Origin of the sequence: Alteromonas sp. CH_MED4-4 (assembly GCF_037029575.1) — a bacterium.
In the GTDB taxonomy this organism is placed as follows: Bacteria; Pseudomonadota; Gammaproteobacteria; order Enterobacterales; family Alteromonadaceae; genus Alteromonas; species Alteromonas macleodii.
In genome coordinates this window covers 36,752-55,760 of the sequence record NZ_JAYMEU010000007.1, presented here as the reverse complement: position 1 = coordinate 55,760, position 19,009 = coordinate 36,752, and the positions used below count along the sequence as shown (strand labels likewise).

The window sequence follows — 19,009 nt, the reverse complement described above, 5'->3', positions numbered from 1 at the left end:
AGGATTGACCTCAACTAAGCACATCGCTCAAATTCTTCTGTGATTTCCTCCAAGGTTCTCCCTTTTGTTTCTGGGAAGAGCTTGGCAACTAAGATCAGACTGATTAAGGCGAACCCGCCGTAAATTGCAAACGTGGCCGCAGCTCCCAAGTTGGCCAACTCCCAAGGGAAAACAACTTGAACAAGAAAGCTGGTGAGTGAATTCACCATGCCCACTAGTGAAATAGCCAAAGCGCGGGTTTGATTCGGAAAAATTTCAGCAAGCATTGCCCACATCACTGGGCCAAGAGACATCGCGAACGAAGCTACAAACGCAATGATGCCAAACAACACTAAAGGTGCATTCATATTAATACTGCTAGTTAGCAATGGTTGCTGATACGCATCATATTCGTCGCTGGTAAGTGTGGTCTTTAGCGCGCGCTTAAACTCGACGTCTGAATAGTAAATATCGTTGGTTAGTGGAGTTAGCTTTATTGCCACACTCGGCGCGTCTTGCTGTATTTCGCCTATGGCCGTTTGCTGTACTTGATATGTCGCCTGCTTAAAGCCATAGGTACAAATAGACATGCTGATCACTACGCCAGTTAAGCCAATTAGCAGCAGCGGTTTTCTTCCCCATTTATCAATAGTTAGCATAGCGACTACGGTAAATGCTACGTTAACCAGGCCAATCCATACAGCCTGCATAAATGCCGCATTGGTACCTACACCGCTTTGTTCAAAAATCGTGGGCGCGTAAAAAAAGATAACGTTAATGCCGGTAATTTGCTGAGCAATGGCAATAATAATGCCGACCATTAACGGAAATCGCATGGCCTTTGCCTTTAGAAAGGCCAGGCGTTCACGAAAAGGCCACGACTTCTCTTTCAGCGAAGAAGCAATATCTTCAACAAGAGCGCTGGCTTGGGCTTTGTCGAATAAGCGGTTTATAACCTGTTCGGCTTCCTCGTGTTGGCCTTTGAGTACCAGCCACCTGGGGCTACGCGGAATAGTAAACAGTAAACCAAACCATAGTGCTGCGGGGATAACCTCCAAGCCTAGCATGTAGCGCCACAAATGCGTATCTATACCCCATTCAGCAACCCAACCTGCACCGCTGTAACTCAGCTGCAGCAGGTAATAGTTGGTGAAATAGGATAGGGCGAAGCCCAATACAATGTTTAGCTGGTTCACCGACACCATTTTTCCTCGGTTTTCAGGGGCGCTTATTTCCGAGATATACAGCGGGGCGATGATCAGCGAACAAAAGGCAATGCCGCCAATAAAGCGAGAGAGCACTAATAGTTCGAAATTAGGGGCTAAGGCTGAGCCGACAGAAGAAAGCAGGTAAAGGAAAGCGACAAGGATGAGTGCTTTGCGCCTGCCAATAGCGTCGCTAACGCCGCCGGCAAATAGCATGGCTATTAGCGCACCTAGTGTCGGAGAGCTTACGACGAAGCCTTGCTGCCAGTCGCTCAGGTTAAATTCGGCATCGATAAAGCCATTGGCTCCTGCTATCACACTGGCATCAAAGCCAAAAATGAACCCTCCAAGAGAGACAATGAGAGTGTAATACAGCGACGGAGACAGGGCTTTATTCATTTTATAATTTGCCTAATGTGTCCCTATTTATTACTTCGGGTTCAAATAGGTGCTCAATAGGAATGGGGCTTTTTATGTCATAAACATGTTGTAGCACCCAATAAGCAGCCATTTCTCCCATAGCGTGAATAGGGTTATTAATGGTAGTGAGTTTTGGATAAAGGTAGCGCGAAAACAGCACATTATCGAAACCGATTATGGAAAGCTGTGAAGGGATATCAAAACCCGATTCTCGTGCAGCGGTCATTGCGCCAGAGGCCATTTCGTCGTTCGCGCATACCAATGCTGTAAAGTCAGAGAATGTTTTCTGAAGATGCTGCATACCTTCTTGGCCTGATGACTCGTGGAAATCGCCTTCAAAGACGCTCGTTTCATCAAAAGTTAGCCCTGCTTCTTGTAGCGCTCTTTTGTGACCTGCCAGACGATCGCTCGCATCCTTTTTAAATAGCGGGCCGCTAATGTACGCAATCTTTTTATGGCCAGCATTAATAGCGGCTTTCGTTGCCATGTAACCGCCTCCTTCGTTGTCCACAACAAAGCAGTTTTCGTCGAGTTCTTCCACTTTACGGTTTATGACAACAACGGGGATTTTACTGTCTACTAATGTTTTTAAGTACCCATCGGAGACGGCTTCAGCGTGAAGAATCAAGGCATCGCAACGGCGGCTTTTTAAAAACTCAATGGCTTCGTGCTCACGCTTTTCATCCACATGGCCGGCGGTAATAATAACGTGCTTACCATTTTGTTTAAGCACATGTTCTACCGTACTCATCAAGTCGCCAAAGTAAGAGCCGTGCAGTTCTGATACGAGCAAACCGACGCTGTTAGTGCGGTTTGACGCAAGAGATTGAGCGATGGCATTGGGTTGATATCCCAACGACGCCATAGCATCCTCTACTTTTTTGCGGGTGCGTTCACTTACCTTCGCGTTGCCATTCATAACGCGAGAAACGGTAGCTAACGAAACACCAGCAGCCTCTGATACTTGGTAAATTGTTGCCATACGGTTTGGTACTTGTCCTTATTTGATACCGCTAATGTACCCATTTATCCGGCTCTTAACCAGTTTTGAATAAGCCAAAGCGCTTTGTTTTTGCGTACGTTTTTGGGTTTCGTAGTCGACATAAACTATGCCGAAACGCTTTGAATAGCCCAGTGCCCACTCAAAGTTGTCCATTAGGCTCCATGCAAAATATCCGCGTATGTCTACGCCTTTTTCTATTGCCTCATTTACCGCATTTAAATGGGTGTGGAAGTAGGCGGTACGCCCATTGTCCAACACTTCCCCATCTATGAGCTCATCATCCATTGCTGCTCCGTTTTCAGTGATATAAATAGGCGGTAAGTCGTAGCGTTGGTGCAAATCAACAAGCAGCTCGGTAAATGCATCGGGAGTAATTTCCCAGCCCATTGCGGTTAATTCGGTTGTGACTGGAGGCACAATTTCAAACCAACCATTGCCATCACTTTGATACACAGTGCGGGTGTAATAATTAATGCCTAAGTAATCGATTGGTTGGCAAATAATAGCCATATCACCTTCCGCAATGTCGGGCTTAACGTCGGGAGCGAGCTTATCGATAATGTCTGGATATTTGCCTTCAATAATAGGTTTTAAATACCATTGGTTTTGGTAATCATCGGCGAGTTTGGCGGCGTGTATGTCTTCCGGTGAATCACTTTTTGTATGGCAATTGCTAAAGTTAAGTACGATACCGTTTTGGCTATTTGGGCAAACTCGGTTAAGCACTTTTAACGCTAAACCGTGGGCAAGTAATAAATGGTGCGCTGCTTTACGTCCATTTGCCATACCTGTCTTTCCAGGTGCATGAATGCCCTCTTCATAGCCTAAATAGGCAGAACAAAATGGCTCATTCAATGTCGCGTAGGAGTGGACTTTTTCACCTAATGCGTTTGCTACAGCTTCAGCATATTTTTCGAATGCATAGGCTGTATTGCGATTAAGCCAGCCACCGTTGTCTTCAAGGTGTTGCGGTAAATCCCAGTGATAAAGCGTCACGAACACTTTCATGCCGCGCTTGATAACTTCATTGACTAAGTTTACGTAAAAGCGCATGCCCACTTCGTTTACGCTACCGTCCTGTTTCATCACTCGCGGCCACGAGATAGACAGTCTATAAGCATCAACACCAAGAGAATCAATTAGCTCTACATCTTGTTTCCACAAATCTATGTGGTTACAGGCAATGTCACCATTAGTGGCATCAGTAATGGCATTTTTCTTTTCGCAGAACGTGTCCCAAATACAATCTAATCTTCCTTTTCTGTCTCCCTCTATTTGGAAACTTGATGTAGCCACACCAAACAAAAAGTCTTTCGACAACATCATTGAATTGGATGGAAGGTTAATTTCTTGCATCGTGGGTATGTCCTGACTATAACAATTTTTTCATATTCACCCTGCGCTAGACAGAGCAAATAACATCATATTTACATTGAATTCGATTACGCTTCGTGTAATTATCTCTTCAATGTAAGCGCTTACAAAATTACTTGCAGTTAGATGTAAGCGCTTTCAAATGTAAATTTATCATTAAATAGAAAAATAGCAACAGAGGTTATTCGTGGACACACCAGTGCAGCCTAATATTTCAAGCGCCCAAGAGGCAGAGGCAAACGGTGGATACCGTTTTGCGCTTATCTCACTCACCACGCTGTTCTTCATGTGGGGTTTTATTACCTGTTTGAATGACATCCTTATTCCTTACTTAAAAGGTGCATTTAACCTTAGCTTCACACAAGCAATGCTGATTCAGTTTTGCTTTTTTAGTGCCTATTTCATTGTGTCACTGCCTGCAGGCATGGTGGTGTCGCGCATTGGTTACCAGAAAGGTATCGTACTTGGGCTCGCTATAGCCTGCGTGGGGTGCTTGCTGTTCTTCCCCGCTGCATCAAGTCAAATATATGGCATTTTTCTGTTAGCACTTTTTGTTTTAGCGTCTGGTATAACCGTACTCCAGGTGTCTGCCAACCCTTATGTAACGGCACTCGGTGACCCTAAAACTGCCTCGTCACGACTCACCATGACCCAAGCATTTAACGCTTTTGGTACAACCGTGGCTCCCTTCTTCGGTTCTTATCTTATATATGGCGCTACAGGAGAGCACGGAGGCGGTACGCCAAGTGCATCAGACGTGCAAGTGCCTTACCTAATTCTTGCTGCATCACTGCTTCTTCTGGCTCTTATTTTCATGTATTTAAAGCTGCCGAAGCTACATCACACCAGTGCAAGCACTGGAGTGTTTAAAGGAGGTGCATGGCATCACAAGCATCTTGTTTTAGGCGCTGTCGGCATTTTTATGTATGTCGGCGCGGAAGTGGCTATTGGTAGCATGCTAGTGAATTATCTAGCGAGTCCGGCGGTTGGCGGATTAAGCGAGGCAGGGGCGGCCAAGCTACTTGCTTACTACTGGGGAGGCGCGATGGTAGGGCGCTTTATCGGTGCTGTGGTCATGCAAAAAATCTCGGGTGGCTACGTGCTGGCGTTCAACGCTTGTATGGCTATTGCGCTTATTTTGCTATCACTTTCAAGCACAGGAGACATAGCGCTGTGGAGCATTTTGGGAGTAGGTTTGTTTAACTCAATCATGTTCCCTACCATTTTTAGTCTTGCACTTCACCAGCTAGGAAAAGACACCCCACAAGGTTCAGGCATTCTTTGTTTAGCCATAGTTGGCGGTGCCATTATTCCACTACTTCAAGGCATGCTTGCAGACACCGTCGGCGTTACGCTGTCATTTTTACTACCCGCTTCTTGCTACCTTTACATTGCCTACTATGGCCTTGTAGGAAGTCGCGTATCTCACATTAATACCACTGAAAAGTAACGAGGATAAATAATGCGAAAAAGTATAATCGCGAAAGTTGTTACCGGTGCATTGGTTGGCGTTTTAGTTAGTGCATGTTCAGCTGAAAAAAATACGTCTTCAGTCGATGACGTTGAGCCACAGCCAAACAAAGCGGGCGAGGTATGGCCTAAACTAGATATTGAAGTTAAAACAAACGCTACTGTCGAAACTAAGGTAGAAGAAATTCTGTCTACCATGACTATCGAGCAAAAAATTGCGCAGATGATCCAGCCTGAAATTCGCAATATCACGGTAGAAGATATGCGCAAATATGGATTTGGTTCTTATCTTAACGGCGGTGGTGCATTCCCTAATAACGACAAGCACGCCACACCAGAAGACTGGGTAGCACTTGCAGAAAAGCTTTATCAGGCTTCCATCGATGACAGTTTGGACGGCTCGACAATTCCTACAATGTGGGGGACAGACGCTGTTCACGGTCATAACAATGTTATAGGCGCAACCTTGTTTCCTCACAACATTGGATTAGGTGCGGCAAATAACCCTGAACTGGTAGAGAAGATTGCGCACATTACAGCTAAAGAGGTCATGGCGACGGGTATCGATTGGGTATTTGCGCCTACCGTTGCTGTGGTACGTGACGATCGCTGGGGCAGAACCTACGAGAGCTATTCTGAAGACCCAGCCATTGTTAGAGAGTATGCCGCTTCAGTGGTTAAAGGTCTTCAAGGCGCGGCTGACAAAGACTTCTTAAGCGACCAGCGTGTAATTAGTACAGTAAAGCACTTTGTAGGTGACGGCGGTACGGTTGGCGGTGATGACCAAGGTGACAATGTTGCCAGCGAACAAGAGTTATTTGATATTCACGCCCAAGGCTATGTGGGCGGATTAACGGCGGGCGCGCAGTCTGTCATGGCGTCGTTCAATAGCTGGAATGGCGAGAAGCTTCATGGTCATAAATACTTACTAACCGACGTACTTAAAGAGCAAATGGGCTTTGACGGGTTTGTTGTTGGTGACTGGAACGGTCATGGGCAAGTTAAAGGTTGCAACAACGAAGATTGTGCGCAGGCCATTAACGCAGGCTTAGATATCTTCATGGTGCCAAACGATTGGAAGGTGCTGTATGACAATACCCTAGCTCAAGTAAACGACGGCACCATCCCTATGTCGCGTATTGATGATGCGGTACGCCGAATTCTTCGAGTGAAAGTACGCGCTGGACTTTTCGAAAAGCCAAGCCCGGCAAACCGCCTGTTATCTGGCGACCGTTCGCTTATTGGCAAGGCAGAGCATAGAGAAGTGGCGGCGCAAGCGGTGCGCGAGTCTCTGGTACTGCTGAAAAATAAAAATAAAACCCTCCCGATTTCTGCAAGCAAACGCATATTGGTAGCGGGCGATGGTGCGGATAACATCGGCAAGCAATCAGGTGGTTGGAGTATTACGTGGCAAGGCACAAATAATACCAACGATGACTTCCCCGGCGGCAGCTCTATTTATGACGGCATTAAAGCGCATGTAGACAATGCTGGTGGTAACGTACAGCTATCGGTTGACGGTAGCTTTGAAACTAAACCTGATGTCGCCATAGTGGTGTTCGGTGAAGAGCCTTATGCCGAGGGTCATGGCGATAGAGAAACCTTAATTTATCAACACGGGAGCAAGACAGATCTAGCGTTGCTAGAAAACTTGAAATCTCAGGGCATTCCGGTGGTGTCGGTGTTTATCAGCGGCCGACCGATGTGGGTTAACGCAGAGCTTAATGCATCTGATGCATTTGTTGCAGCTTGGCTTCCTGGCTCTGAAGGTGCAGCGGTGGCAGACGTTTTGTTTGGTGAGCAGGACTTTAAAGGCAAGCTGTCTTTCTCGTGGCCGTCAGAGCCTCAGCAGATCGTTAACAAGGGCGATGAAACCTATGAACCTTTGCTGCCTTATGGCTTCGGCTTAACGTACAGCGATGACAATGTTCTAAGCGATACGCTAAATACTGAAATTAAGGTGAGTACTGACAGCAACAAGCCGATGGAAATTCTAAAGGGCTCGGTTGAGGCACCTTGGGTATTATGGCTCTACTCTGGTGATGATTCTCTGGCAGTGAACGCAAGCACGCATACTGTTGGAGCCATTACTTATCGTACGGTTGATAAGGAAGTGCAGGAAGATGCGCGTAAAATCACTTTCGATGGCACCGAGTTCGCCGCTATGCGTTTTGCAAGCAAGAGCTTCTTCCGTGAAGATTTAAGTGCGCAACTACTTACGCATGGTGCCTTAAGCTTTAACGTTAGTCGTCACTCAGACATAAATGCACCTGTAACCGTAGGCATGAACTGTGAAGGCGAGGGAGACGCAGCGGGCAGCTGTTCAACTCAAATTGATATTAGCGAGCAGCTAAAGGCAATGCCAGCTGACACATGGACAAACATAAGTATTGACCTACAGTGCTTTGTTAATGAAGGTATCGATTTTACCGGCCTTATTGTGCCGTTTGAGCTGGGAAGTTCAGGGAAGGCTAGCTTGAGTGTGGCAGATATTCAGTTTACCCCTGAGGCTGACAAATCGGCGAGTATAAGTTGCCAAAACTAAACAGTAAGTAGCTCTCAACGCTACTAGAAAAAACAACGCCGCCAACCTCAAAAACTGGCGGCTTTTTTTTGTTTGCACCGACCTTGAGCCTTCCGTTTATCGATCTATTATGCAGTTCATCCCGTAGCCAACCTGTAATATAAACAACAATCGTTGGTGAGATGAAAGTAGATAAGACGTGTTTCCGTCCTGCATTCATTCTTGTCATTCGGGAAAATTACAGGGTAGTAAAATGACAGATGAACAGCGTGAAACACCAAGTCTCTTACTTGCGTTAACACCTGTTGTATTGACGCTTTTAATCCTCGGCACCCAGATATTTTACTTCGGCGTGTTTGAGCCTCATATACCGCTTGCCATTGGCATAGCATTAACAAGTTTTGTTGGTACTTATCTTGGTCTAACGTGGGAAGAAGTGCGGGCAGGAATCTTTAAAGTTATCCATGTTGCGTTGCCGTCGGTAAGTGTACTTATTGTTGTAGGGATGATCATAGGTATTTGGATAGCCAGCGGTACGGTACCCACCATTATTTACTACGGGTTAAAGACCCTGTCTCCCCAAATTTTTCTGGCCGCGGGTATGGTTATCTGTGCAGTCGTTTCAGTTTCTTTAGGCACAAGTTGGGGCAGCGTAGGCACCGTTGGTTTAGCATTAATGGGTATCGGTGAAGGATTCGATATCCCCATGTACTGGACGGCGGGAGCAGTAGTTTCAGGCGCCTTTTTCGGAGACAAGGTATCGCCGCTGTCGGATACCACAAACCTTGCTCCAGCGGTTACAGGTACCGACGTGTTTTCACATATCAAGAATATGATGGCAACGACAATCCCTGCCATGGTGCTCGCATTTCTGATTTACCTTGGCGTCGGCTTCTTCGTTATCGATGCTCAGAGCGTCTCATTTGCAAAAATTGCAGGTATCACCAGTGCATTAGAAGATAACTTTACCGTTACGGGGTGGGCGTTATTGCCAGCGCTTGTTGTTATGGGGTTAGCCTTAAAGAAAATTCCCCCCCTTCCTGCGTTATTTGCAGGAGCGGTTGTGGGAGGAGCCTTCGCCATGTTTATGCAAGGGCAGAGTTTGCAAGCCGTTTTCGATTATGCAAATAACGGATATGCCATCCAAACGAATATTGTTGAAATAGATAGTTTGCTTAATCGCGGCGGCGTTCAGTCAATGATGTGGACTATTTCATTGGTATTGATTGCGCTTGGTTTCGGTGGAGCGTTAGAAACGACAGGCTGCCTAAGAAGCATTATCAATGCAATAAAGAGCAAAGCGAAAACCTTTGCTGGTACACAGATAGCAGCGGTTGGTACGGCGTTTTCTACTAATCTGGTGGCTGGCGACCCGTACTTGTCGGTAGCCTTGCCGGGAAGAATGTATTCACCCGTTTATAGAGGCATGGGTTATTCCACGCTTAACCTGTCCCGTGGCATTGAAGAAGGGGGCACGTTAATGTCTCCGCTCATCCCTTGGAATGCCGGTGGTGCGTTTGTGATATCTGCTCTTGGCCTGGGTATTTCTGGCGCAAACTTAGAAAACCTGCTGTACATCCCTCTTGCCTTTGCATGTTGGACGGCGCCCCTAATAGGGATATTTTACGCCTATGTCGGTTGGTTCTCACCCAAAGCCACTAAAGCTGAAAAGGAAGAGTGGGAGTCTTCTGGCGCCGAAATAGCGAAATTTAATAAGGACGGAACGCCCGTTACCGAGTAATGTTGGATAAGCGAAAACAGTCGCTTGAAACGCGCGAGTGACCGTAGCTAAAACTAGTTACTACAGTGTTAAAGTCTGATGACTCTAATACTGTAGTACGCTCGACTTATTGGCGTTCAATTCTTTGGTTTTCTTAGTCATCCTGACTGAAAATACAAACTCTATTCCTACCAAACCTTTTAGCGACATAAAGCGCTTCGTCACACTGCTTAATGAGATTCGATGTTTCAATCCCTGTTTGATACTGCGCAATGCCAGCAGAAAAGGTTTGTGCGCTGATATTTGGCGTAATACGCACTTTTCGATAACTATCAAGGATAGAGCTAACAACTTCTTTAGCCTCGGCAGCCGACGTGTTAGGAAGGCACAGAATGAACTCCTCTCCACCATAACGTCCAAATGTATCTGTTTTTCTAATGGACTTGGAAACGTGTTCACAAAAGGCTTTGAGTAAATCGTCCCCACACTCATGGCCATAGTTGTCATTGATTTCTTTGAAGTTATCTAAATCGATTAACACCAAAGATAAGTCGTTTTTATACGCCTTTGCTTCATTTAGCTCTAACTGCACTGCGCCGAGTAAACTTCTTCTATTACGAATGCCTGTGAGCGTATCTACGGTCGCTAATGTTTCCTGTTCTCTTTTCAATCTTCGCTGGACAGCATATAGATAGCTAATGAGGGCCAAAAGTCCTAATAAAGTCAGCGCCCCAGCAGTAAGAATTAGATTCATTCTGTTGCTGTTTGCAAGTTCCAGTTGAGATAATTCGTGCTGTTGTTTTAAGAGTTGTAGTTTTCGCTCAGCTAACGCACTTTCATAATAGTCGCTAAACAGTTCTTTTCTGTCGTCAGTTTGATAGTAAAGAGATTGATAAAAGTTCTTACTGTCTCGCAATGCTGAAATGGCAGCCTCTTTGTTCCCCAGCTGCTCGAAAAGAGAAGACTGAATAGATTTGAATTGTGCCCAATGTAAATCGGGTGAGCTGTACTCGTCACTCAAGTTGTCGATAATTAAAGCTGACAACGCGTTAGCCCTTTCAAACTCACTCTGTTCTACTAGTGCTTTGAACCGAGAAATTTGATAAGTATTAGTATCGTATGAGGTTGGTAGTAAGGATATGAAACTCTCAGTTTTTTCAATTAATTCATGTGCCTCTTTTACTTTTCCCAGAGCATAGAAATTTTCAATTTTTAAAACTAGTCCATAGGTGTAGGTATTCCAGTCCTCAATGGATGTAGCGTATTCGGTGTATTTTTCGAGCATGTCGAAAGCCTCATCTATTCGACCTAAGTTCTCGAGGCTTCTTCGTTGGCAGTCTAGGGCAATTTGGTAATACCGATGGGGGCTAGACAAAGGCCTAGTATAAAAAAAGGTCTCTGCACGAGAACACAATTCTAAAGCACGCTTATTCTCCCCTAAGTAAGACATATTGAGCCCTATCTCAAGCTCCATGTTTTCTATTGCACCGTCTCCAAAGAAGCGTTTTTCGGTTAATGAAGGCAGTTCGCCTAACACTTTCGCGCCAGAGTTTAGGGATGCTCTTATTAGTCCCATTCTCGCTAGAAAAATGGATTTAGTCGCAATAGCGTCAAAGTAAAGCTCAGGATCATTGTCGTTGGCAAACGCTATTACTTCGTCAATAGTGCTATGGGCTAAACGCCACTTTTCCTGAATGGCGAGGTTATAAGCTGACAGAATGTTGTGTCTGAAATACAACGCTGGGTGTGAACGCTCTATATCTTTTAAGTGGTCTTTCGGGGCAAGTTTGTACTCTTCGAATCCCGTGGGATGATCAACCATAGATTGCAGTAAAGCAATGTAAACAGATGCAAGAGATGACTGTTCAGATAAGACATCAGAGTCAGAGACTAATGCCGTTAACTCTTCTTCACTGTCGGGTTTACTGCCTATAATTTGGGAATACGCTTGGAAATATCTATCATCGTCAGATGCGAAGGTATTGTTTATTCCCAACAAAAATAGCACTAGTACGCTAATACACTTCTTATACTTCACTCGCTTTCTTCTTTTATTACTCGTACCTGAGCTTGTCTAGTGAGGTTATCAAATATTGGAAGAAATGTTTGATAATTCTAGCGTGCTAAAACAAAAAAGGGCCTGAAAAGGCCCTTAGTATTATTGCTCTATCAACTTAGAAAGTATATCTAGCGCCAAGCGTGTAGCGAGGTCCGTACTGACGAGCAAATAAGAATTGCTCTTCGAATCGGCCGTAGCCACGCTCTGTTTCGTCGTTAATGTTTACGCCTTCTAGGAAGACAGTTAGGTGCTCATTCACATCATAGTTGATGCTGGCATCAACTTGACCAAAGGTGTCGAACTGAGTTGCTGGGTTATCTGAAGAACCTTGTGCTTGGCCAATACCCACAACATAGTCTGAGCGCCATGCATAGGTCACTTTTACAGAAAGGCCTTCTTTCTCATAAAACACTTGGAAGTTGGCCGAGTCACTGATACCTACTAGCGGGTCTTGCTCGTTCAGGTTGTAAGGATCGTATTCAACGTCACCGTCAACTAACGTTGCGTTGGCGCCGAAACCAAAACCAGTGTCGCCAAACGTGTGCTGTATAGCTAGCTCAATACCTTCAACCGTTTTTGAATCGCTGGAATTACCAGGCTGTGTGGTACGCCAGGTAATTAACGGGTCGTCCGCATTAGGGGTTACCACACCGTTTTCGTCAGCATAGCCGTTATCAATAAAGTAATTATAGATAGCGCTATCGGTGGCTTGCTCACCAGCTGCCGTTAATGCGGTCACGGCTTCGTTCCAGCGAGGGCCTTGATAGATGTCACGTAAACCTTCGAACTGCTGATCTTGACCTGTGGTTGTAATGTAGTTTTCAACCGACTTTCTGAATAAACCCACGGCAAGCATGCTCGACTCGTCGTAGTACCACTCAAATGAAAGGTCTAAGTTAGTTGACTCGAACGGTAGCAAGCTGGTGTTACCCGCCGATGCGGTTCTCGCGCCAATTTTAGGGCTTCCACTGAATGCCAAGCCACCTTGTAGCAAGCCAATCGGCGCTCTGGTAATTGATTTACCCCAAGAGAAACGCGCAACAATGTCATCTGTCACATCTACTTTTACGTCGAACATGGGTAATAAAATGTCATATTCGCCAGTAAAGTCTTGCACCTGTAGCTCGTCTTCAAACTGCGTGATCCACTCAGAAGCTGCGACCCAATTTACCTGTACAGGTACACGAACCTCCGCAGAGCTTGGCACTTCTGTTTCTTCGTAGCGTACACCAGCATTTATTTGCACGTAATAATCACCGACCTCGAAGTCCCACTCTGACTGAACATAAATAGAGTCGGTAATTTCCTCTACGTTACTGACAGAAGGCGCACCGCTGAAGTAAGGGTCGATAGAGTAAGCGTTACTCTCGCCAACGACATCACCAGTAATGAAAGCAAGTTGACGGGCAATGGCTTCGTCAAAATCATAGGTGTAATAGTAACCCGGATTCATGCCTGCGCCGCCACCGTCAAAGGCGTCTAGGAAGCCTGATGTGTCATTGCGAATAAACATGCTGTCTGGGAAAATTTCTGTGAAAGATGGACTAAAACCCGGGCCGCCGCGTAGTCCGCTCCACGCTTCAAAACCCGTCAATGCTTGTTCTGTTCGGGCGTAACCAAAGTCAATTTTAACCAGTGGTATGTCGAAAGCTGAGTTATACCACGTGCCGTCAAGCTGCAGTTGCTCAATATCAGAGCGACCTGGTGAGTAAATGAATTGGCTGAAGTTAGAGTCAATTTCACTAGGTAAGATTTCATTCGTACCGTTGTTCCAGTTCACATAAACTTGTGGAATCTCGCCTGCTCTGTAGTCGTAAACTTTTGACTCAAGCTGGTTTGAGCCCAGTATAATTTGGCCAGAGCTACCCAAACCTTTGTCATAACCGTTATCAATCTCGTTGTAAGAATCGTGGTAATCCAGACGGAAATGCCAATCGTCAGACACTACCCAGTCTAGGTTTACACCAATTGAACGCGCGTCAACTCGCGTGGTTTCGCGACTGGCAGTAAACGAGCCGTCGTCGCCACTAATATCGGCATAGACTGCTGTACCATTTTCGTCTAATTCGTACGCATTAATATTAGCGCCAAAGTTATTCCAAATACCCCATCCCACTGTGTTGGTGCCAGTAGTGGCGCGTGTTGCAGTGTAATCTATCGTTGCCGTAAAATCGTCAACTGGGCGAAATTGGAAAGTAACTTGGGCGTTTGAACGCTCACGCTGAACGTCAGTAATGCTGTAGTTCATGTCTTTAGGGAAGAACGCAGCGTCGGTAATATTGGTGCGGTTATCAACCACATTTTCAGGGTCTAAGTCAGGTAGTGCAGCGTTTTCTTGAAGCTGCCAGCCTTGAATATTTGCCGCTTGCTGCTGAAAGTCACGTTCTTGGTGAGAGAATGACAGACCAAATCCAAACATGTCATCGGCAAACGTGTTGCTGTAGACACCAGCAATTTCAGGGGTTACGTCATCACCCGCTTCATTAGACGAGTCGTAAATACCTTTCACTGAAAACGTGGCATTTTGTCCTGATTGCGCCAACGGCTTCATGGTAATAATGTTTACCGTTGCACCTAGTCCCCCGCTGGGATTTTCTGCACGGGCGGTCTTCTGAAGCTCAAGCGTGTTTACACCTTCAGAAGAAAGGTTGGCTAAATTGAAGGAACGGGTAAAGCCCGTCCCCGGCATTTGTCTACCGTTCAGGGTAATTAGGTTGAACTCAGGACCAAAACCACGAACGGTAATTTCACTACCTTCACCGTTTGAACGACTAATACTTACACCTGTAATGCGTTGAAGTGCCTCAGCCAGGTTGGTATCAGGAAATTTACCTAGTTCTTCAGCGGATATGGCATCTACTACGCCGCTTGAGCTGCGTTTCAAATCCATAGAGCGGATCATACTGCCGCGAATACCGCTTACTTGAATAACTTCAACTTCGCCCTCTGCCGGTGTTACCGCTTCTGATTCTTGTGCGTAAGAGGGAAGAGCTAGGGTAGAGCCCATCAACAAAGCCATTGATGTGGCAAGCTGGGTCTTTTTAAATGGTGTGTTTTTCATAATTGCCCTACTAATTCTTATCAATTGGTCACTGCCGCTTTAAAGGCTAAAGCGGCATTTGCTTTGTTACTGTGCTGCTATTTCTACATTGTCGATGCGATAAACTGCACCTTCGCCTTGCCCCCATGCTGGGAACATCATGATGACGTTGATAGCGCTGATATCTAAGCCTGCGTCATATAGGGTTTGTAGTGGGAAAGTGTATGTTTGCCATTCACCTTCAACCGGATCAGCACCTTCCAAGCTGGCCGACATTGGAAGTTCAACAGCAGAAGAGACATTAATGGACTCTACTTTGAACAACCAAGGTGCAGAGGCGTCGTTAGGCATTGAGCTTACTTTCATTTCAAACTTAATCGCGCCATTTGAAAGTAGTGATGAAGCATCGAATGATACGGTTTCATCAGCTAAGAAACCCATCACCGTTGGTGTAGCGCCAATGCGAAATTCTGCTACTGTGCCGTGTTCCGCGTCGTCTACTTCTTCAGTTGGCGTTGAGCCACCACAACAATCCCAGATTGACCATTGTTCAGCTGCTGTATCAGCAAAGAGCGTGATGCCCGCACCTGACGCATCTTCGCCGCTATCGGGGTGGTAAAATTTCACATTGTCTAAGCGATAAACCGCGCCTTCACCTGTGCCCCAAGCTGGGAAAACCATAATGACGTCGATAGCACTCACGTCCAAACCACGTGCCTGCAATTCTGAAATAGTAAATGTGTAGGTTTGCCATTCACCTTCCACAGGCTCCTGACCCTCAACGCTATCAGAAAGTGGCAATTCAACAGCAGTAGATGCGCCATTAGACTCGATTTTGAATATCCAAGATGCTTCGGCGTTACTAGGCGCACTCACTACGCGCATATCAAACTGCAATAAGCCACCGTCGGTAAGTGCTGTAGCATCGAATGGGGTGTCACCGCCGCCAGATTCAGGGCGCGTGATAAAGCCCATTACAGTCGGTTCTGCGCCAATTCGAAATTCTGCAGTTAGACCGTGTTCTTCGTTGTCCATTTCTTCAGTAGGGGTAGAGCCGCCACAGCAGTCCCACATAGGCCAGTTAGGGTTTTGTCCATCTTCGAAGATGACTAATTCTGGGTAGCTAGCTCCGCCTTCTTGCGAAATTTCCACGTTAGCCATGCGATACACAGCTCCATTGCCGGTATCCCACGCAGGGAAAACCATGATGACATCGATAGCACTTGTATCTAAGCCTGCTGCTGCAAGCGCGCTAAGTGGAAATTCGTAAGACTCCCACACACCCTGTTCAGGCGCAGCACCAGCGGTGTCTGCGGGTCCTACATAGCCGTCCATCAGTGGAAGTTCTGCGGCAGTTGAACCTTCAGAACTTTCAATCTTAAATAGCCAGTTAGTTGTCGCATTTGCAGGCAGTGATGTAACTTTCAAATCGAATTTAACACTGCCAGTTTCTTCCATTGGAGACGCATCAAACGGAGACGCTTCACCTTCTGGGTCGGTAATGAATTGAGCTCGACTGATAAAGCCCATTACCGTAGGTGTTTCATTAATAGCAAATTCGAAAACCTGTCCTTGCTCGGCATCTTCTACAAGTGCTGGTGTTGACCCACCACAGCAGTCCCACGCAGGCCAGTTTGGATTAGGTGTTCCGTCGAAAATAGTAAGGTTTTGTGCAACACCGGTTGACGGTGGTGAAGGGATAGGCGCCTCGCCTTCCACTAATGCATCGTCTAGTGAGTTGTAACCTGGGCGAACAGTTTCACAGCCCTTGCCGGTGTCTGGGTTCGATGCACATTCGTACACTCGAACATAATCGACCTCGTAAGTTTGACCTTCGGCAAACGCTTCAGCATCAATGCCCGTTTCGTTTACATTAGCTGGCCAGTCGCCACCTACTGCAAAGTTAAGGATAATGTAGAATTCTTGATCGAATGGCGCGTTGTCCCAGTGAGTGGTTAGCTCACCTGTGCCTTGCTCAAAGTATTCCGCATACCAGCCGCGGTGAGAAAGTCCAGTTGCGTCACCGTTTGCGTTATAACGAACTTCTGAACGACGCTGCGTAGCGTAAAGGTAATCGTCCATATACCAGCGAATTTCGCCTTCTTGCCATTCAACGGCGTAGGTGTGAAAGTCGTCTGCTGGATTCGCTCCATCAGGAAGCGAGTAGGCTTTTCCCGAGCTATCGTTATTTGGCCATTCTTGACCATAATGAAGGGTGCCGTGAATATGGCCTTCAGGATTGCCGTCGGCATCTAAAGCCTTAAGGTTTACGGCTTCCATGATGTCAATTTCGCCAGAACGAGGCCAGCCACCGTAAACCTCATCAGTAGGCATCATCCAAAACGCCGGCCAACTGCCTTGGCCCGAGGGTAATTTAGCACGCATTTCAATACGGCCGTATTTAAAGTCTGCTTTGTAGCGCGTGTTTAGACGGGCTGACGTGTAAGGCTTTTGCGCTCCTTCTTCCGCGGGTAGAGCAACAATTTTTAAGCTACCGTCAGACACAAATGAATTGTCTTCGCTGTCGGTATAACACTGAGATTCATTATTGCCGCCACCATCGCAGTTTACTTCGTGAGTCCAGTTGTCATCGTCAATACTGTTCCCATCGAACTCGTCGCTCCATACCAGCTCCCAGTCAGAAACGGGTGCCGCAGGATCAACAACGTCGATGTCTGTAGATGTGGTTGCTCCGCCTCCACAGCCAAATAGGGTTGCGACTGAGATCGCGGCAGCTATCCGCGAAAGTTGAGATGCTTTTTTCGTCATTGTTTTCAGCCCTGATCTAAAGAAATTGGGTTTTTATGTAGTGGCAAATGCCACGTAAAAAGCTTTTTGTAAGCGCTTACAATTTAGGTCAAATAAAAATGGCTGTTTGAAAGCGCTTACATTACATTAAGCGACTGACACATAAAGATCAATACTGTTCTCAAAAAATTAACATTTGGCTGTCGGTTTTATTTTCGTTGTTTTTCATTTATTTTCAGGTAAAACAATAATATAAGGTTGTATTAGAGGGTGGGTTAAAATTTAAATATGCTTGTTTCACTGACTATTTACAAATTATCTCACAGACTTGTTAATGATCTGTGCTCGATATTTTGTTCGCACCTGGGTACACATCACGATAAGCTCAATATACGATCTCATGTGAGTTGTTATTATGCATCACCACAATCACAGCACTACCGCCTCCAATCATCATAAAGGTCAGCATCACGGCCATCACCACGGTGCGCATGCTGAAGCGCTAGGCACAGATTCCACACGAATTGGATGGGCGTTCTGGCTAAATTTCATCTTTACTATTATTGAATTCATCGGTGGTTGGCTTACTAACAGTGTCGCCATAATGGCAGATGCTGTTCACGATTTAGGAGACTCTCTATCCATAGGTCTGGCGTGGTATTTAAGTAAGCTCGGGAATAAAGCATCTACCGAAAAGTATACGTATGGCTTCAAACGGCTAAGCCTTATGGGAGCTATGATCAACGGCGTTATCTTGGTGGTTGGCTCAATTTGGGTGTTGTCTGAGGCCATCCCTCGTTTATCTAACCCCGAAATGCCCGTTACAGAGGGTATGATTGGATTAGCGATCCTCGGTATTGTCGTGAATGGATTTGCAGCTTATAAACTCCACGGCGGTCATTCGATGAATGAAAAGGTGCTTAACTGGCACTTAATTGAAGACACGATGGGGTGGGTAGCGGTACTGGTAGTAGCCATTGTGCTCCATTTTGTTGAATGGCCTATACTTGACCCAATTTTATCTATTGGCTTTACGCTATTTATTTTGGTCAATGTTGTTCGGTATGTTGTGCAGACCATGTCTTTGTTTCTACAGGGCGTGCCTGACTTGGCTACAAGGAATGCTATTAGCAACACGCTTTTGAAAATCGAGCACGTTGAAGAAATTCACCATGTACATTTTTGGTCGCTTGACGGAGAGCAGCACGTGCTTACTGCACACGTGGTAATAAACTGTGCAATAGACAATGACAAACTGAGAGCACTCAAAAGGGAAGTTCACGAGCGTTTAGCCCCCTTTGAACTTGCTCATACCACGATAGAGTTTGAGTTGCCGGGTGAGCCATGTCGTGATGATAATGACCATTTACACGCCCACTCTCATGAACATCAGCACGAAGAAATAAATTAATACTATTATTTGGGCAAAGGCGTTTGTTTTGATTTTCAGGGACTAACAGCCTGTAG

At 45.9% G+C, this 19,009-nt stretch carries 10 protein-coding genes; 4 read left to right on the top strand and 6 right to left on the bottom strand.

The features are described 5' to 3' along the window. Positions 1–14: 14 nt before the first annotated feature. From WA381_RS06775 to WA381_RS06765, 3 genes are read right to left on the bottom strand one after another with little or no spacing between them, the layout of a single operon-like run. The gene (locus tag WA381_RS06775) at positions 15–1,583 is read right to left on the bottom strand and encodes a sugar porter family MFS transporter (RefSeq protein WP_156087133.1); all 1,569 of its coding nucleotides are present in this window, start codon (positions 1,581–1,583) and stop codon (positions 15–17) included. A 1-nt stretch (position 1,584) separates the two neighbouring features. Next, the gene (locus WA381_RS06770) at positions 1,585–2,586 is read right to left on the bottom strand and encodes a LacI family DNA-binding transcriptional regulator (RefSeq protein ID WP_156087131.1); all 1,002 of its coding nucleotides are present in this window, start codon (positions 2,584–2,586) and stop codon (positions 1,585–1,587) included. 18 nt (positions 2,587–2,604) lie between these two features. Continuing rightward, positions 2,605–3,963 carry a GH1 family beta-glucosidase gene (locus tag WA381_RS06765; RefSeq protein ID WP_156087129.1) on the bottom strand — a complete coding sequence of 453 codons (1,359 nt, stop codon included), beginning with the start codon at positions 3,961–3,963 and terminating at the stop codon, positions 2,605–2,607. Between the two features lie 205 nt (positions 3,964–4,168). Between WA381_RS06765 and WA381_RS06760 the strand changes: the two genes are divergently transcribed. From WA381_RS06760 to nhaC, 3 genes are all read left to right on the top strand, one after another. Then, positions 4,169–5,431 carry a sugar MFS transporter gene (locus WA381_RS06760; protein ID WP_156087127.1) on the top strand — a complete coding sequence of 421 codons (1,263 nt, stop codon included), beginning with the start codon at positions 4,169–4,171 and terminating at the stop codon, positions 5,429–5,431. A 12-nt stretch (positions 5,432–5,443) separates the two neighbouring features. Then, entirely contained in the window at positions 5,444–7,996 is a 2,553-nt protein-coding gene (locus tag WA381_RS06755) for a glycoside hydrolase family 3 protein (RefSeq protein ID WP_156087125.1), read from the top strand. A 232-nt stretch (positions 7,997–8,228) separates the two neighbouring features. Next, positions 8,229–9,716 (top strand): Na+/H+ antiporter NhaC, encoded by a 1,488-nt coding sequence (nhaC, locus tag WA381_RS06750; protein ID WP_156087123.1) that lies wholly within the window; start codon positions 8,229–8,231, stop codon positions 9,714–9,716. A gap of 133 nt (positions 9,717–9,849) precedes the next feature. Here nhaC and WA381_RS06745 read toward each other — a convergent pair whose 3' ends face one another. The 3 genes from WA381_RS06745 to WA381_RS06735 form a co-directional block, all read right to left on the bottom strand. Continuing rightward, positions 9,850–11,733 carry a GGDEF domain-containing protein gene (locus WA381_RS06745; protein WP_156087121.1) on the bottom strand — a complete coding sequence of 628 codons (1,884 nt, stop codon included), beginning with the start codon at positions 11,731–11,733 and terminating at the stop codon, positions 9,850–9,852. 136 nt (positions 11,734–11,869) lie between these two features. Beyond that, positions 11,870–14,815, bottom strand: a complete 2,946-nt coding sequence (locus tag WA381_RS06740) for a TonB-dependent receptor (RefSeq protein WP_014951139.1) — start codon at positions 14,813–14,815, stop codon at positions 11,870–11,872. Between the two features lie 66 nt (positions 14,816–14,881). After that, entirely contained in the window at positions 14,882–17,563 is a 2,682-nt protein-coding gene (locus WA381_RS06735; protein ID WP_156087119.1) for a glycoside hydrolase family 16 protein, read from the bottom strand. 394 nt (positions 17,564–17,957) lie between these two features. Here WA381_RS06735 and WA381_RS06730 point away from each other — a divergent pair, with 394 nt between their 5' ends. Further along, entirely contained in the window at positions 17,958–18,953 is a 996-nt protein-coding gene (locus WA381_RS06730; protein ID WP_156087117.1) for a cation diffusion facilitator family transporter, read from the top strand. Positions 18,954–19,009 lie beyond the last annotated feature (56 nt).

Coding starts and splice junctions, on each gene's coding strand:
- WA381_RS06775 (WP_156087133.1), bottom strand. CDS start 1,583: ATGAATAAAGCCCTGTCTCCGTCGCTGTATTACACTCTCATTGTCTCT.
- WA381_RS06770 (WP_156087131.1), bottom strand. CDS start 2,586: ATGGCAACAATTTACCAAGTATCAGAGGCTGCTGGTGTTTCGTTAGCT.
- WA381_RS06765 (WP_156087129.1), bottom strand. CDS start 3,963: ATGCAAGAAATTAACCTTCCATCCAATTCAATGATGTTGTCGAAAGAC.
- WA381_RS06755 (WP_156087125.1), top strand. CDS start 5,444: ATGCGAAAAAGTATAATCGCGAAAGTTGTTACCGGTGCATTGGTTGGC.
- nhaC (WP_156087123.1), top strand. CDS start 8,229: ATGACAGATGAACAGCGTGAAACACCAAGTCTCTTACTTGCGTTAACA.
- WA381_RS06740 (WP_014951139.1), bottom strand. CDS start 14,815: ATGAAAAACACACCATTTAAAAAGACCCAGCTTGCCACATCAATGGCT.
- WA381_RS06735 (WP_156087119.1), bottom strand. CDS start 17,563: ATGACGAAAAAAGCATCTCAACTTTCGCGGATAGCTGCCGCGATCTCA.
- WA381_RS06730 (WP_156087117.1), top strand. CDS start 17,958: ATGCATCACCACAATCACAGCACTACCGCCTCCAATCATCATAAAGGT.